The sequence below is a fragment of the Erwinia piriflorinigrans CFBP 5888 genome, assembly GCF_001050515.1.
Lineage (GTDB): Bacteria > Pseudomonadota > Gammaproteobacteria > Enterobacterales > Enterobacteriaceae > Erwinia > Erwinia piriflorinigrans.
In genome coordinates, this window is record NZ_CAHS01000002.1 from 85,271 (window position 1) to 101,445 (window position 16,175).

At 53.8% G+C, this 16,175-nt stretch carries 16 protein-coding genes; 8 read left to right on the forward strand and 8 right to left on the reverse strand.

The annotated features are described in order from the left end of the window. Window positions 1-162 precede the first annotated feature (162 nt). From fieF to EPIR_RS00550, 4 genes are all read left to right on the forward strand, one after another. Entirely contained in the window at window positions 163-1,065 is a 903-nt protein-coding gene (gene fieF, locus EPIR_RS00535; protein WP_023653339.1) for a CDF family cation-efflux transporter FieF, read from the forward strand. Between the two features lie 208 nt (window positions 1,066-1,273). Then, a complete protein-coding gene (pfkA, locus tag EPIR_RS00540; protein WP_023653340.1) occupies window positions 1,274-2,236 on the forward strand; it encodes a 6-phosphofructokinase in 963 nt (320 codons plus the stop codon). 144 nt (window positions 2,237-2,380) lie between these two features. Next, the gene (locus EPIR_RS00545; protein WP_023653341.1) at window positions 2,381-3,370 is read left to right on the forward strand and encodes a sulfate ABC transporter substrate-binding protein; all 990 of its coding nucleotides are present in this window, start codon (window positions 2,381-2,383) and stop codon (window positions 3,368-3,370) included. Window positions 3,371-3,560: 190 nt separating this feature from the next. After that, window positions 3,561-4,316, forward strand: a complete 756-nt coding sequence (locus EPIR_RS00550) for a CDP-diacylglycerol diphosphatase (RefSeq protein WP_048696589.1) — start codon at window positions 3,561-3,563, stop codon at window positions 4,314-4,316. 80 nt (window positions 4,317-4,396) lie between these two features. On the opposite strand, the gene yhjD is transcribed toward EPIR_RS00550, so the two are convergent. The 3 genes from yhjD to EPIR_RS00565 form a co-directional block, all read right to left on the reverse strand. Continuing rightward, entirely contained in the window at window positions 4,397-5,401 is a 1,005-nt protein-coding gene (gene yhjD, locus EPIR_RS00555; RefSeq protein WP_023653343.1) for an inner membrane protein YhjD, read from the reverse strand. A 173-nt stretch (window positions 5,402-5,574) separates the two neighbouring features. Further along, a complete protein-coding gene (locus tag EPIR_RS00560) occupies window positions 5,575-6,426 on the reverse strand; it encodes a PhzF family phenazine biosynthesis protein (RefSeq protein ID WP_023653345.1) in 852 nt (283 codons plus the stop codon). 100 nt (window positions 6,427-6,526) lie between these two features. Further along, the gene (locus EPIR_RS00565; protein WP_202813326.1) at window positions 6,527-7,960 is read right to left on the reverse strand and encodes an aminotransferase-like domain-containing protein; all 1,434 of its coding nucleotides are present in this window, start codon (window positions 7,958-7,960) and stop codon (window positions 6,527-6,529) included. A 157-nt stretch (window positions 7,961-8,117) separates the two neighbouring features. Here EPIR_RS00565 and EPIR_RS00570 point away from each other — a divergent pair, with 157 nt between their 5' ends. Next, complete coding sequence (locus EPIR_RS00570; RefSeq protein WP_023653347.1) at window positions 8,118-8,699, forward strand: LysE family translocator; 582 nt, start codon at window positions 8,118-8,120, stop codon at window positions 8,697-8,699. A gap of 60 nt (window positions 8,700-8,759) precedes the next feature. Here EPIR_RS00570 and mqo read toward each other — a convergent pair whose 3' ends face one another. The 3 genes from mqo to EPIR_RS00585 all read right to left on the reverse strand — a co-directional run bounded on the left by mqo (window position 8,760) and on the right by EPIR_RS00585 (window position 12,309). Further along, window positions 8,760-10,358, reverse strand: coding sequence for a malate dehydrogenase (quinone) (mqo, locus tag EPIR_RS00575; protein WP_048696593.1), 1,599 nt, complete (start codon window positions 10,356-10,358; stop codon window positions 8,760-8,762). 471 nt (window positions 10,359-10,829) lie between these two features. Continuing rightward, a complete protein-coding gene (tpiA, locus tag EPIR_RS00580; protein WP_023653349.1) occupies window positions 10,830-11,597 on the reverse strand; it encodes a triose-phosphate isomerase in 768 nt (255 codons plus the stop codon). A gap of 118 nt (window positions 11,598-11,715) precedes the next feature. Beyond that, window positions 11,716-12,309: a DUF1454 family protein gene (locus EPIR_RS00585; RefSeq protein ID WP_023653350.1), complete on the reverse strand. Its 594-nt coding sequence runs from the start codon at window positions 12,307-12,309 to the stop codon at window positions 11,716-11,718. Window positions 12,310-12,398: 89 nt separating this feature from the next. Here EPIR_RS00585 and EPIR_RS00590 point away from each other — a divergent pair, with 89 nt between their 5' ends. Continuing rightward, window positions 12,399-12,842 (forward strand): DUF805 domain-containing protein, encoded by a 444-nt coding sequence (locus EPIR_RS00590; RefSeq protein ID WP_023653351.1) that lies wholly within the window; start codon window positions 12,399-12,401, stop codon window positions 12,840-12,842. On the opposite strand, the gene fpr is transcribed toward EPIR_RS00590, so the two are convergent. Next, window positions 12,833-13,579, reverse strand: a complete 747-nt coding sequence (fpr, locus tag EPIR_RS00595; RefSeq protein ID WP_023653352.1) for a ferredoxin--NADP(+) reductase — start codon at window positions 13,577-13,579, stop codon at window positions 12,833-12,835. The genes EPIR_RS00590 and fpr overlap by 10 nt on opposite strands. A gap of 113 nt (window positions 13,580-13,692) precedes the next feature. Here fpr and EPIR_RS18635 point away from each other — a divergent pair, with 113 nt between their 5' ends. Together EPIR_RS18635 and emrD are read left to right on the forward strand one after the other, a co-directional pair. Continuing rightward, window positions 13,693-13,854, forward strand: coding sequence for a hypothetical protein (locus tag EPIR_RS18635; protein WP_157037484.1), 162 nt, complete (start codon window positions 13,693-13,695; stop codon window positions 13,852-13,854). 35 nt (window positions 13,855-13,889) lie between these two features. Next, window positions 13,890-15,068 carry a multidrug efflux MFS transporter EmrD gene (gene emrD, locus EPIR_RS00600; protein ID WP_023653354.1) on the forward strand — a complete coding sequence of 393 codons (1,179 nt, stop codon included), beginning with the start codon at window positions 13,890-13,892 and terminating at the stop codon, window positions 15,066-15,068. 46 nt (window positions 15,069-15,114) lie between these two features. Here emrD and glpX read toward each other — a convergent pair whose 3' ends face one another. Then, window positions 15,115-16,125, reverse strand: a complete 1,011-nt coding sequence (gene glpX, locus EPIR_RS00605; protein WP_023653355.1) for a class II fructose-bisphosphatase — start codon at window positions 16,123-16,125, stop codon at window positions 15,115-15,117. Window positions 16,126-16,175: the final 50 nt, after the last annotated feature.

Below are 16,175 nucleotides of genomic sequence, written 5' to 3' on the forward strand. Positions count from 1 at the left end.
TGCGGGATGTCATCGATATATCGGCAATGTGTGCAATAAACCCATTATTCAACATGTTGCCATTCATCAGATAACATATTCCCGTCTACCCCGCCATGATGGCGGGTTTTTTTTATCGCAGATCCAGTATACTTAACCGACTCAATCGGGTGGATAGCCGCTATGAATGCAAACTATGCGCGGCAGGTCTTTGCGGCGGCTATTGCTGCCACGGTACTGGCTTCGCTGCTACTGATTATTAAAATTTTTGCCTGGTGGTATACCGGATCGGTCAGCGTTCTCGCGGCGCTGGTGGATTCGCTGGTCGATATTGCCGCTTCTTTGACCAATCTGCTGGTTGTGCGCTATTCCTTACAGCCTGCCGACGCCGAACACACTTTTGGTCACGGTAAAGCTGAGTCTCTTGCCGCACTTGCACAAAGCATGTTCATCTGTGGCTCCGCGCTCTTTCTGTTCCTCACCGGCTTACAACATTTAACCTCTCCTGAAGAGATGAAAGCCCCTCTGGTGGGGATTATCGTTACGCTGATAGCGCTGTTTTCTACACTGATTCTGGTCACATTCCAGCGTTGGGTCGTCCGCCACACTCGCAGTCAGGCAATCCGTGCCGATATGCTGCACTATCAGTCTGACGTGGTGATGAATAGCGCTATTTTGCTGGCGCTGGCGTTGAGCTGGTATGGTTTTCAGCGCGCCGATGCATTGTTTGCTTTAGGCATTGGCGTCTGGATTTTATATAGCGCTTTGCGTATGGGCTACGATGCCGTACAGGCGCTGCTCGACCGCGCTTTACCCGTTGCAGAACATCAGGCGATCGTTGATATCGTCGCAGCCTGGCCTGGCGTATGTGGTGCGCATGATATTCGCACCCGGCAGTCCGGCCCGACGCGCTTTATTCAGCTGCATTTGGAAATGGATGATCATCTGCCGCTCTGTGAGGCGCATCGGCTGGCGGATCAGGTTGAACAGGCGCTGCTGCACAAGTTTCCAGGTTCTGATGTGATTATCCATCAGGATCCTCGCTCCGTGGTGGCGAAAGAACGGCAGGGAAAATTCGGGCAGTGAGCCGTTTTCAACAAAACGACGGCGCGAAAACTGCCAAAAAGATGCGAAAGCGCAAAAAAATAGCCGAATACTGCCAGACCTGAATCAATTCGTCCCGCAGGGTTTGATATACTAGTGCTATTCATTGAGTCGATTATCTTTTTCGTGCACGTCGACCCGCTACGGCGTCCAGAATTCATCATTTGCATCAACAAGTTCAGAGGTTGTCATGATCAAAAAAATCGGTGTACTGACCAGTGGTGGCGATGCTCCGGGCATGAACGCTGCGATCCGCGGCGTTGTGCGCGCTGCCCTTAGCGAAGGTCTTGAAGTTTGCGGTATTTATGATGGCTATCTGGGATTGTATGAAGACCGCATGATCAATCTCGACCGCTACAGCGTGTCGGATATGATTAATCGTGGTGGTACCTTCCTGGGTTCGGCACGCTTCCCTGAATTTCGCCATGAAGATGTGCGCAGCGTCGCCATTGAAAACATGAAGAAACGCGGTATTGACGCGCTGGTGGTGATTGGCGGTGACGGTTCATATATGGGTGCTAAGCGACTGACCGAAATGGGCTTCCCATGTATCGGTTTGCCGGGCACTATCGATAACGACGTGGCCGGTACGGATTACACCATCGGTTATTTCACCGCGCTGGAAACCGTGGTGGAGGCCATAGACCGTCTGCGTGATACTTCATCCTCGCATCAGCGTATTTCAATCGTTGAGGTGATGGGGCGTTACTGTGGCGATCTGACACTGGCGGCGGCGATTGCCGGCGGCTGTGAGTTTATCGTGCTGCCGGAAATTCCTTATACGCGTGAAGAGCTGGTGAATGAGATCAAAGGCGGTATCGCCAAAGGGAAAAAACACGCGATTGTGGCGATCACGGAACATATTTGCGATATCGACGAGCTGGCAAAATATATCGAACAGGAAACTAAACGCGAAACGCGCGCAACGGTGTTGGGTCATATCCAGCGCGGCGGTGCTCCGGTTGCATACGACCGTATTCTCGCGTCACGTATGGGAGCCTACTCGATTGAGCTGCTGTTACAGGGGTACGGCGGGCGCTGTGTCGGCATTCAGAACGAGAAGATGGTGCATCACGATATTATCGATGCGATTGAAAATATGAAGCGTCCGTTTAAAGGTGACTGGCTGGATACTGCCAAGAAACTTTACTAATTGGAAATAAGGCGCTGGTTATCAGCGCCTTTTCTCTGCAAAACCTTATTCCATATGGTTATGACAACTAATTTTTAATTCTTTAATACGTGCAATACTTTGTGTCACGCTCCATAACAGATAAAACCTTTGGGAGTGCGTGCAATGAATAAGTGGAGTGTGGGAGTTACCCTGTTACTGGCCTCAACCAGCGTACTGGCGAAGGACATCCAGCTATTAAATGTCTCATATGACCCAACCCGTGAGCTATATGAACAGTATAACAAAGCGTTCAGCGCGCACTATAAGCAGGAAACCGGCGACGATGTGATCGTCCGTCAGTCGCATGGCGGCTCCGGTAAGCAGGCAACCTCAGTGATCAACGGCATCAAAGCCGATGTGGTGACCCTGGCGCTGGCGTCAGACGTTGATGCAATTGCCGAACGTGGGCGTATTGATAAAAACTGGATCAAACGTCTGCCCGACAACTCCGCACCTTATACCTCCACAATTGTATTCCTGGTACGTAAAGGCAATCCGAAACAGATCCACGATTGGCCGGATCTGATTAAGCCTGGCGTGTCCGTCATTACGCCAAATCCTAAAACTTCCGGTGGAGCACGCTGGAACTATCTGGCTGCCTGGGGATGGGCGCTGGATCAGAATCACGGCGATCGGGCGAAAGCGCAAGAATACGTTAAGGCGCTATTCAAGAACGTTGAAGTCCAGGATTCCGGCGCGCGTGGCGCAACCAATACCTTTGTCGAACGCGGCATCGGTGACGTGCTGATTGCATGGGAGAATGAGGCTTATCTGGCGGTTAACAAGCTAGGTAAAGACAAGTTTGAAATTGTTACCCCGAGCGAATCTATCCTTGCTGAGCCGACCGTCTCGGTGGTCGATAAAGTGGCTGATGAACGTGGAACCCGTAAAGTGGCCGATGAGTATCTGAAGTATCTCTATTCGACCGAGGGGCAGGAAATTGCGGCACAAAACTTCTATCGTCCGCGTGATGCAGCCGTCACCAAAAAGTATGCCAGCACCTTCCAACCGGTAAAGCTGTTTACCATTGATGGCAAGTTTGGTGGATGGACACAGGCGCAGAAAACCCACTTCGCAGAAGGGGGAACATACGATCAGGTGATGAAGCGTTAAATTTATTTTCTATTCCGCATAGTTAATAAGAGCCGGCAAACGTCGGCTCTTTTTTTTAATGGTAGGTGCTTAAACTGGATAGGATGGCCGTATTGTTTCCAATAAATTCGCTGAAGCAGAATGATTTTTCATGATTTTCTGCCTGGCTTGGTTTACATTGTGAACAATTATCGGGTAGAGGTTTGAAATGATGCAGAAGCGAAAACGGGTCATTACCGTTCTGATAGTTTTCGTCGGGCTGATAACACTATCTTTATTCTGTATTGCATTGAATTATAATAGTAAATCAGACAAGCTTTGGCAGATTATTAGTCAGCAATGCATTCCCGAACAGCAGTTCCACGGTCACCCTGAGCCTTGTCGTCAGGTTAATATTGCCAACGGTTATGTGGTGATGAAAGATCAAAACGGCCCGCTGCAATTCTTATTGATGCCGGTTGCCAAAATTAGCGGAATCGAAAGCCAAAAGTTGCAGAATCCGGCCACGCCTAATTTTTTTTCCGAAGCCTGGCGGGCACGTCACTTTATGGAGGAGAAACGCGGAGTACGTATTGACGATAGCAACTACTCGCTGGCCATTAATTCACGCTGGGGACGTAGCCAAAATCAGCTTCATATTCATATCTCCTGCCTGCGCCCTGATATTCGTCAGCGGTTGGATGCGCTAAGCTCAACATTGAATGCAACATGGCAAACCCATCAGCTCGGCGAGCATGAGTATCAGCTGCGCGTGGTGACGCGTGACGAATTTAAACGTACCAGCCCGTTTATTCGTCTGGCGAATGAGCTACCCGGTGCCCGTGATGACATGGGCAGTTATGGCATGGCCGTCGCGGCGTTGGGCGACGGCAAACGAGTGCTGATGGTGGTGAAACGTCATCTCCTGTCGCTGAACTTGGCTTCTGCCGAGGAGCTACAGGACCACAGCTGCGCCTTGCTAAAATAAGGCATTGGGGCGGGGGATTTCAGGCCGCTGGCGCTCCGGCAGAGGGCCGATCCCTGGTTCAGGATCGACCCTCTGGCCTATCAGCTCTGCTCCGCGTCTTCCTCATCGTTCTGGTATTGTGCCGTCGCGATCCAGGCGGCACAAAACAGGATTAGCCGCGCAAAGAAGTAGAAAAATGCCATCAGCCCCAGTACTGAACCAAAGGCAGCACCGGAAGGCGACGAAGCCAGTTTAGGCAGCGTCAGAGTCATAATAAATTTGATCGCCTCAAAACCGATTGCCGCCAGCAGAGTGCCGCGAAACAGCGCTTTTTTACGCGGCTTATGGCGTGGCAGTATCCAGAAAATCCACAAAAACAGCAGGTAGTTGGCGAAGATTGAGATCGACAGAGCGATCAGCGTCATCGCCGGACGCAGCCATTCAATGTTCTCCAGGCCTAGCGCGTGCACGATGCTCGCCTGTGCAGCCCCGGCAATGGAGGTCAGCGAAAGGGTGACCACTAACGCCAGTATCAGGCCAATCAGCGAAATGAAGTCACGCGTGTATTTAAACCAGACTTTTTCCTGGTCCTGTGGGGCGCGCTCCCAGACATCACGCGACTGGGCACGGATCGCCTCGCGCAGGTTCCCCATCCAGCTAATTCCGGAATAAAGGGCAACCAGCAGCCCCGTCAGCCCGACGGTGGTACGCTGCTGAATGGCGGTATTCACCGTATTTTTCAGCGTAGACGCCAACGACGGATCGCTGATATTACTGACGATCTTATTAATCAACTCGGTAAGCAAATCTTGATTTGATGCAAGTACGAAGCCGATGGCGGCAAACGAAACCATCAGGATGGGGATCAGTGAAAGAAATGAGAAATAGGTAATCGCGGCGCCAAACTGGCTACCCAGGCGGTCGTTGAATCGTTCCCCTGCCCGTAAAAAGTGCGCCACCGCCGGAATAGCCTGGAACCAGCTAACCAGTCGTGATACGCGAGTAATGGACTTGTCGATGGTATGATTACCGGTTTTTATCGCAATGAGCGGCTTATCCGCAGACTGCTCACTGTTTTGGATGTCACATTGTTGATTATCTGCCATGAATCCTTCTTTATTCCTTCTGATAAATCGTCTGCTGCCAATTATAGCCTGCTGATCAGCTAACGTATCGTTTCAGAGCCTGACGGTGCGAATCTTCGGGTGAGTTATCCACCGGTGGAAGCTGCAGAAAAGGGCATAGCGCGCGGCGGGCCAAACGATGGCCCGCGCGTTATTTATGCCTGAATAGTGCCGTTAATGACCGTGATGGTCTGCCCGCCAATCCAGATACCGTCGGCGGCGTAACCCACGCTAAGCCGACCTGCCCGCTGTAACGCCGTTCCCTGACGGACCTGGTAATCCAGTTCCACCCCGCGCGCCTGGAAATAACGCGCCAGACAGGCGTTGGCGCTGCCTGTTACCGGATCTTCGTTCAGCGCGCCCTGTTCAATGATGAGTGCCCGCACTTCGTACTGCTCATTTGCACCTTGCAGTGGCGCAAATATCATCACGCCATTCACCCGCGTTTTTTGTAGCAGGCGGGCAAACTCCACCGCATCTGGCTTTGTCGCCAAAACGGCCTCTGCTGAGGCCATCGGCACCAGCAGCCAGCGAATACCCATATCAGCAATCATCACCGGAAGCTGTTCTTCCATCGGCGCGTTGTTAAGCGCGCTGCTAATCGGGGCGTCGCTGAACGGTGTGAGAATGGCCTCCGGTGCGGCAAAGGCCAACGCACCGTTCGCGCCGATTTTGATTTTTACCAGCCCCAGCGGGCACTCCTGCACGATCTGACCGGGTAGTTTGATCGGATGGCCGGCTTCCAGTAGCGCATGTGCGGTGCCAAGCGTTGGATGCCCGGCGAATGGAAGCTCCATATCCTTTGTGAAAATACGCACCCGGTAGTCGGCTGCTTCGTCTGTCGGCGGCAGCACGAAAGTGGTTTCCGAAAGATTGGTCCAGCTGGCGATAGCCTGCATTTGCGCATCGCTCAGGCCGTTGGCATCCATAATGACTGCCAGCGGATTACCGTTACAGGGGGTGGAAGTAAAAACGTCCACCTGTTTGAAAGGGCGTAGTTGCGTCATGTTTGTACCTGTCAGGGTTTAAAAAGAGGGGGGGTTATCAGTATCGATACCTATTAATAGTACACAGCGGCTAAAAAAGAGATGGCATTAAGCTGAAACATTAATTCATCCCGGCGGCGATGCCGCTCATCTCGCAGGCCAGTGCGCCGGTACGTTTCAGCGCCCAGGTATAGCGTTCATCGAACGGATAGCAGCAGGAGAGTCTTAGCGCGTGATTACAGCGCTCGCCCAGCGTGTAGAGCGCGCCCGGCGTCAGGCAGATCTTCTCCTGTAACAGCCGATGGAATAACTCAACGCAGTTGATATCACCCGGCAACTCGACCCAGAAAACAAAGCCGCCGCTCGGACGTGTCGCACGGGTGCCCTGTGGAAAATGACGGGCGATGATCCCGCGTGCCTCTTCCAGTTGGGCGGCGTAACGGCGGCGTAACGTGCGGAGATGGTGATCATAGCCCCCGGATTCGAGGAAATGGCCCAGGGTTTCCGACAACAGGCGCGATTCGGCCAGTGAAGAAACGGCTTTCAGCCGCGCCAGCTGTTGGCTGAAGCGCCCGGCAGCAATCCAACCGATATGAAAGTCTGGGGTGACGGTTTTGGTGAAGCTGGCGCAATAAAGAACCCAGCCTCCCTGGTCAAAGGCTTTAACCGCTGGCGTCAGCGGCCAGCAGAACTGGAGTTCGGCATATAAACCATCTTCCAGTAATGGCACCTGATAGTGGTTTACCAGCCGCGCCAGCCGCTTTTTTCCCTCCAGGGTCATAGTGCTGCCTAGCGGATTCTGTGCATTCGGCATTGCAATCAGTGCCTGAAGGCGCTTTTCCTGTAGCAGTAACTCCAGCGCATCCAGCGATAGCCCGGTTTGTGGATCGGTGGGGATCTCTACCACCTTGAGGCCGAGGCTGGCGATAAGCGGGAAAAGATAAAAATAGGTTGGCGTCTCCACGCCGACGCAGTCGCCAGGTTTTGTCACCGCCCGCAGCCCAAGCTGTAGCGCCTCCATACAGCCGTGGGTGAGAGTAACATCATCGGCACCGATAGTGATGCCGAGCTCCATTGAGCGGCGTGCAATTTCACGCCGCAGGCGCGGGCTGCCCGGCGGCAGGGCGTAGCGGCCAATCAGTTCAGGTTCGCGGCGCAATAACGAGGCCATAATACGGCTGATTTTCGCCGTCGGAAAAAACTCGCCGCTCTGGGGGCAGGCAAGCGAGATATTGGTGTATTCATGATGATTCTGCGCAGCAAATACCGTGTCTATCAGATCCAGCTTCTCGCTGCCAGGAGAGCGTACGCTGGTGTGATGGAGAGCCTGGCGCGTGAGCGGCGGCAGCGCATCGCGCACGTAGTAGCCGGACTGCGGACGGGCCTCAATCAGCCCACGATCTTCAAGGATGCCGTAGGCGGTAAGCACCGTGTTAATGCTGACCTGGTGCATACTGGCACAGCGGCGAATCGCAGGAAGACGGCTACCGGGCATAAACGTGCCCTGATGAATAGCCTCTGCGAGGGTTTCTGCCAGCTGGTGGTACAGCGTCATCTGCGGGTCTGCGATGGACACAGTCGTCTCCTGAAAGAATGGGTACAGTCGTTATTTTTCAAGTTTGTACTCATAACAATAGACATTTTCTGCATCTGTTACCATCAAATTTAAGCCTTTACACTGATGTTCTTATTTGCCATGCAGGACATCAATCATGCTCGATCCCTCTTTTATTAGTTATGTCACCGTGATGTCGATCACCCCTGGCCCTAACAACCTGATGCTGGCCACGTCCGGGGTTAATTTTGGCATGCGCCGTACCTTGCCGATGGTGAGCGGCATCCTGATAGGCTGTGGATTACAGACGGCGCTGGCGGGGGTGATGCTTGACGTGTTACTGCAATGGATGGGCGCAGTACGCCTGCCGCTAACGCTACTTGGCTGTAGCTACCTGCTGTGGTTATCATGGAAAATATTCCGTTCGGGCGCACCCGAACTGCGTGAAAAAGCGCGCCCGATGACCTTTATCGGCGGGGTCTTGTTCCAGGCGGTGAATCCCAAAGCCTGGCTGATGGCGATTAACATCGCGCTGATATACGCAGTGAACAGTCATATATTGACGGTGATGTTGAGCTTTATGCTCTTGAACCTGCCGTGCATTTTACTTTGGGCATTGATGGGCGATCGGCTGGGAAGGCATTTACAGGTTGCATGGAAGCTGCGGCTGTTTAACAGCCTGATGGCGCTGTCACTGTTAATAACCACGTTATGGATGTTAGTGGGAGCGCTGGCGTAACGTCGGCGGGTTCATCAGTCAGGATGAAGGCGACCTTTTCACGGTCGCCCGAATTGAGATTTATTTGCCGATAACCGAATGGGTTGAGACAGCCGGTTCATCGTTTGCTGCCGGATCCATCGGTGAGTAATCAAGCTGCAGGATGCGGCTGGTTTCAGCCAGTTCTTTCTCGGTAGCGGCAACATTACCGTTTAGTTTCTGTCCATAGAACGGAATAATCGCCTTCAGTTTGCTCTGCCATTCCGGCGTGACCATCTGCTGTTTAAACACTTTGCTCATCAGTTCCAGCATGATGGGGGCTGCGGTAGAAGCGCCGGGAGATGCGCCAAGCAGCGCCGATATGGTGCCATCCTGCGAGGTGACCACTTCGGTACCCAGCTTCAGCACGCCGCCCTTATTGGCATCTTTTTGGATGATCTGCACGCGCTGGCCGGCTTTGACTCTGCGCCAGTCGTGCTTCTGCGCCTGCGGGAAGTACTCGCGCAATGCACCAATGCGATCATCTTCACTCAGCATCACCTGTCCTACCAGATACTTCACCAGATCAAAATTATCAAGACCGACACGCAGCATCGGCGTCAGGTTCGACGGGGTAATCGAACTGAACATATCCCACAGGGAGCCCTGTTTCAGGAACTTGGTCGAGAAGGTGGCGAAGGGGCCAAATAGCAGCACCTGTTTGCCGTCCAGCACTCTGGAATCCAGATGCGGAACCGACATCGGCGGTGCGCCAACGGAAGCTTTACCATACACCTTCGAATGATGGTGTTTCACCAGCTCCGGGTTGTCGGTCACGAGGAACTCACCGCCAACCGGGAATCCTGCGTAGTTTTTTGCCTCTGGTATATCCGATTGTTGCAGCAGCGTCAGCGCGGCCCCGCCCGCCCCAATAAAGACGTACTTTGCCCTGATGACTGTTTTTTCATCGTTATTTTTCAGGTCGGATACGGTGACGTTCCAGCTGCCATCGGCATGACGTTTGAGGGCGCGCACTTCGTGGCTGGTCTGACGCTCAAATTTGTCGCTTTTTTGGAGCGATGCCACCAGCTGCCGCGTGATTTCCCCGAAGTTAACGTCCGTTCCGGTCGGAATACGCGTTGCCGCCACTTTCTGCGTGTGGTCACGACCTTCCATCACCAGTGGTACCCACTCTTTAATCTGGCGCGGATCTTCGGAGAACTCCATACCACGGAACAGCGTGCTCTGCTGTAGCGCCGTGAAACGTTTTTTCAGGAAATTGACGTTGGCGTCACCCCAGACGAAGCTCATATGCGACACGCTGGTGATAAAGCTTTTCGGGTTGCTCATCACATTGCGTTGCACCTGATGTGCCCAGAAACGACGAGAAATCTGGAACGCTTCATTAATCTCTATCGCTTTTTTAATGCTGACGGAACCGTCCGCATTTTCTGGGGTGTAGTTCAGCTCCATCAGGGCTGAGTGGCCAGTTCCGGCATTATTCCAGCCGTTCGAGCTCTCTTCTGCCACACCGTCCAGTCGTTCGACCATGCTGATGCGCCATTCCGGCTCCAGCTCTTGCAGGTAAGTACCGAGTGTGGCGCTCATGACTCCACCCCCGATAAGTAATACATCGACGTGCTTGTCTACTGCCATTTTGCGCATGAGACGACATCTCCGTGTGTTGAGTAAAATCAACATGTTAACTAAAGAAATAGCGCAGGGGAGTCGACAACCAGTTTGACTGCCTCGCCCTTTCTGGATTGCATACAGTGAAAAACCACATGAATTTAGGGGAGGTTGAACGCTGTGCAAATGCTTTAGAAATATACCATTGTTACGGGGTAATTAAAAAATTGTTTAAAGATTAAAAGTAAGAATCATAGCAGTCACAAAATAAGTAACATTGATAACGAACGTTGCATCGTCGGCGTTGATTTTGCCTGCTTCTGGGATAGTTCGCGTTAATTTACCTGCTTTGATTGGCGCAAGCGTAGCGGTCGGGCGGGGTAATGGCCGATAAAGTCGTTGAGCAGGCCGGGTGCTGAGTTCGGGGCAGGGCAGGATGCGGTATTGTACGCAGATAAAAGGATGACGTCTGGAGCAAGACGGAGAAAGACGTGGGTGAAACAGGACAGCAAATCCTGCCCCGCGTGGGGCAGGATCACCGCATCAGGCTTTTTTCGCCGCCGCCGCCGCTTTAACAATCACGGCGAAAGCATCTGCCTTCAGGGATGCGCCGCCCACCAGGGCACCGTCGATATCTGGCTGAGCAAACAGCTCTGCCGCATTTTTATCGTTCACAGAACCACCGTACTGAATGATGACCTGTGCGGCCACCGTCGCGTCTTTCTTGGCGATATGGTCGCGGATAAATTTGTGCACCGCCTGAGCCTGAGCAGGAGTCGCTGATTTGCCCGTGCCGATTGCCCATACGGGTTCGTAAGCGATCACCACGCCGGTGAAAGCGTCAGCGCCCTGGGTGTTCAGTACGGCATCGATCTGACGTGCGCAAACTTCTTCGGTTTTACCCGCTTCGTTTTCCGCTTCGGTTTCACCAATGCACAGTACCGGGATCAGACCCGTCTGCTTCAGCACGGCAAATTTCTTCGCGATAGCTTCGTCGCTTTCTGCGTGCCAGGTACGGCGTTCGGAGTGGCCAATAATAATGTACTGCGCGCCGATATCTTTCAGCATGTCGGCAGAGACTTCACCGGTGAAAGCGCCTGACAGGTTAACGTCAACGTTCTGCGCACCCAGGGCGACAGGGCTGCCGGAAATGGCCTGTTTCGCCTGCTCCAGATAGATAACAGGCGGGGCAATCGCCACACCACAGCCATCAACGCCGCTTAACTCGGTACGCAGACCGGCGATCAGTTCGTTGACCATGTGTTTGTTGCCGTTCAGTTTCCAGTTACCCATAACTAATGGATGTCGCATTGTATCCTCCACGCTTAGAGAGTGTTAAAGCTGCCGACGGACAGCATTGTCTGCCAGACAGTATAGAGAGTAAACCTTGGAAAGGCTTTGCTTTTTGTCATCCTTTGGACTCGGGATTTCAAGGTGTTGCCAGCGCCAATTTCACCGGCTCCACCGCGAAAGTCAGTCCTTTTTCGCCATTATCCGCCACGATATAGCGCAGCGCACCATCCGTTTTCTGATAAAAACGCGAACCTTTGCCCTCTGCCAGCAGGGTATTTACCCGCTGAAGACTCTTTTCTGCGCTGAGCATTGGCTCGAAAAAGCGGACAAATGCGGCCATGTAAGCCAGCGCCTTCTCGCGTGAGACTTTCTGTTCGGGGCCGGGTATCGGTAGCCAGGTAAGCTGTAATGTTTTGATTTTTCCCGTACCGTGTTCCAGCGCGGTGGAGGAGTAAAGATTTTCATTGATCTTACTGGCTGCACGCGTCAGATTGCTCTTGTCATTCTGGCTATCAATCGCACGGTATTCAACCAGAGGCAATGTCGTGTTTGCCGCATTATACTTCTCGCGAAACTGGGCAATAGTCATATCGAATGTGGGCGATCCTGTCTGCAAGTACGGCGCTGCCGATATCGGTTCCGTCCGGCTTGACGGATCGACAGCGGCGTTTGTTGCCGTTGTCGTTATGGCGCTAATCAGTGCAATCCCTGCCCAAATTGCTCTTTTCATTTTGTCGGCCTCTGTCTGTCTGTCCAGCCCAAGATTAAACGGACAATGGCCGTCCAAGTCAAAGGCACCCGAACTCTGAGATAAAAATAATGACCTTACAACACTGGTGTTTCTCTTATCGCGGCCGTCTGGGGCGGCGCGACTTCTGGATTTGGCAGCTTTGCTGGCTGCTGATGTTGTTGCTGCTGTTTACGCTGGCGGGCAATGGTTTGCTCGATACACAAACCGCTGCCTTTTGCGTGGTGTCTTTACTGTGGCCAGCCAGTGCGGTGCTGGTGAAACGTCTGCACGACCGTAATAAAGGCGGGCAGTGGGCGCTGCTGATGGTCATCGCCTGGATGCTGATGGCGGGCAACTGGGCGATGCTGCCCAAAGAGGCGCAGTGGCTGGTGGGGCGTTTTATTCCGACCCTGATTATGGTCGGCATGTTGGTCGAACTGGGCGGATTTGCCGGTCAGACTTCCGATAACCGTTTTGGTAAACCGGCGCAGTCGGTGGTGTTCCTGCGCCGCAGGACGGCTGATTACCAGTAGTGCTCGCTGGTCATATGCCCCGGTTTGCGTTTGAGATGTTTACGCATGCCCCGGCTCTCTTTCAGTAACTGTTGCGTATCTCGCACCATCTGCGGGTTGCCGCACAGCATCACATGGCTGTTTTCGGCATCAATCTTCAGCCCGGTGACGGCTTCCAACTGCCCGTTTTCAATCAGCGCGGGGACTCTACCGGTCAGTGAACCCGCACTCTCTTCACGACTGACTACGGTGTGGATCTGTAGCTGTCCGCTGTAACGCTGCTGTAGCTGTTGCATGAGTGGCAGATAACTCAAATCCCTCGCGTAGCGCGCCGCATGAACCAGTACGATATTTTTAAAGCGCTCCAGACCTTTCCCTTCCTGTAGGATCGACAGATACGGGCCGATGGCGGTACCGGTCGCCAGCATCCATAGCGTTTCGCACGGCGGGATCTCATCGAGGATAAAGAATCCCTGGGCATCGGCGGTGATCATCACCTCCTCGCCGGGTTGCAACGCATGTAATTTTGGACTCAGCTTGCCCAGCGGCACGGTGACCAGATAGAACTCCAGATCTGTATTGCCCGGTGCATTTACATAGGAGTAAGCGCGAACCACACGTTCGCCATCTATTTCCAGCGCCAGCTTGGCGTATTGCCCGGCGGTAAACGGGTCGATGGGGGCGGTTACCGTCAGGCTGAACAAACTGTCGGTCCAGTCGGAGACTTTTTTCACGCGTGCGTTAACCCATACGGCCATAAAAAACTCCTTAAATTCGCTTGCGGCATGATTGGCGTTTCTGCGGCTATCTTCACCAACCATGATGATTTTTTCCAGCTAGCGACCAGAATGAAAGCTCTTATAGACAAAGTATGCGCACGAATAACGACAGGCGTAAAAAAAAACTTACAGCTGCGCCTTTAATTACTGACAGCATCACCCCAGCTATTTGCGCAATTCCACTCGCTTTGTCTGATATTCCTGATATTTTCATCGCCATAATTCCGGGTATCCCGGCGTATCCTGCTGGATAAAGGCTTTTTTCCACAAATTATACTGATGTGAGTCGATGAAAAAGATTGAAAACGGGTATCTGCTGGTGATGCTGATTGCTTTACTGGCGGTGGGGCAGATGGCACAGACCATCTATGTTCCGGCAATGCCGACTATTGCCGAGGCGTTTCATATTGGTGACGGAATGGTGCAGCGTGTGATGGCGGCCTACCTGATGACCTATGGCGCATCGCAGCTGTTTTATGGCCCGTTATCAGACAGCATTGGTCGTCGCCCGGTGATCCTGCTGGGTATGGCGGTGTTTATTGCAGGCTGCGTTACCGCACTGCTGGCGGACAGCCTGAATGGGCTGGTCCTGGGAGCGGCCATTCAGGGAATGGGCACCGGCGTAGCCGGGGTGATGGCGCGTACCATGCCACGCGATCTCTATGCCGGCAGCGCCCTGCGTCATGCCAACAGCCTGTTGAATATGGGCATTTTGATCAGCCCGCTGATTGCGCCCGTCATCGGGGCCGGGTTGACGTATCTGTTTGGCTGGCAGGCGTGTTTTGCCTTCTTACTGCTGCTGTGTCTGATGGTGACGGCGGCAATGCTGCGCTGGCTGCCGGAGACCCGTCCCGTGGGCCAGCCGCAGCGGCCTTTTTTCTCGCGCTATCGACCGCTACTGGCCGATGGTCATTTTATCCGCTATCTGGTTATCCTGATTGGTGCGCTGGCCGGGATTGCGGTGTTTGAGGCCAGCTGCGGCGTACTGATGGGCGGCGTGCTGGGAATGAGCAGCCTTGCTATCAGCCTGCTGTTTATTCTGCCTCTGCCCGCCGCATTCTTCGGGGCCTGGTTCGCCGGACGCAGCGACAAACCTTTTGTCAACGTGATGTGGTACGCGGTAAACAGCTGCCTGCTGGCGGGCGTCATGATGTGGATCCCCGGCTGGCTGGGGATAATGAACCTGTGGACGCTGATCGTGCCGGCATCGCTGTTCTTTTTTGGTGCCGGGATGCTGTTTCCACTGGCGACGACCGGAGCAATGGAGCCGTGGCCCTATATGGCGGGTACGGCCGGAGCGCTGGTGGGCGGGTTACAGAACCTGGGGTCGGGCCTTACCGCGTGGCTGTCGGCCATGCTGCCGCAAAATGGTCAGTTCAGTCTGGGTATGCTGATGTTTGCCACCGCGCTGCTGATCCTGCTGTGCTGGCTACCTCTGTCTAAGGAGCCGGAACCGCATACGGCTTAAACGCCAGCGGCCGGGCTGTTTTTTGCCCGGCCCGCCAGCGGGTGGATTACAAAATATAGGGATGCAGGTTCTCGTCTTTCAGGTCGAGATAATGAGTCGACTGGATGCGGCGAATGGTGCGCGATTTACCACGGATCAGCAGCGTTTCGCTGGTCGCCATATTGCCTTTGCGCGTGATGCCTTTGAGCAGGTCGCCGCTGGTGATACCGGTGGCAGAGAAAATCACATTATCGTTGCGCGCCATCTGCTCCAGAGCCAGTACCTGGCCGGCCTCAATGCCCATTTCACGGCATCGCGCCTGTTCCTGCTCGCCGAGACGACGATTTTCAACGCTATCGCCCTTCACCTCGTGCCGCGCCAGCAGGCGGCCCTGCATATCACCATCCAGCGCGCGGATCACCGCAGCGGAGATCACGCCCTCCGGCGCACCGCCGATGCCATACATCACATCGACTTCGCTGTCTGGCATACAGGTAAGGATTGAGGCAGCGACATCGCCATCCGGGAAGGTAAATACGCGCACGCCGAGCTGTTGCAGACGGGCAATCACTTCATCATGGCGCGGCTTTGCCAGCAGCGTGACCGTCAGTTCGCTTAGCGGTTTGTTGATGGCAAGGGCGATACGTTGCAGGTTTTCTTCCAGCGGCAGGTTCAGGTCAATAGAGCCTTTCGCTGCGGGGCCGACCACCAGTTTTTCCATATACATATCCGGGGCGTGCAGGAACGTGCCCTGATCGCCCACGGCCATCACCGTCAGTGCGTTGGCCTGGCCCAGCGCGGTCATACGCGTGCCTTCAATCGGATCAACGGCAATATCCACCGCGTCACCGCTTCCGGTACCGACTTTTTCACCGATATACAGCATCGGCGCTTCATCAATTTCCCCTTCGCCAATCACGATCTGCCCGTCGATATCGACCTTATTGAGCATAATACGCATCGCGTGTACCGCCGCGCCGTCTGCCGCATTTTTATCGCCACGGCCCAGCCACTGATAGCCAGCCAGCGCGGCGGCTTCGGTGACACGGGAAAATTCAATCGCCAGTTCTCGTTTCATGACATGCCTCGGGAAAGTAATCAGGTGGGAAGTTTATCATCGTTACGGCC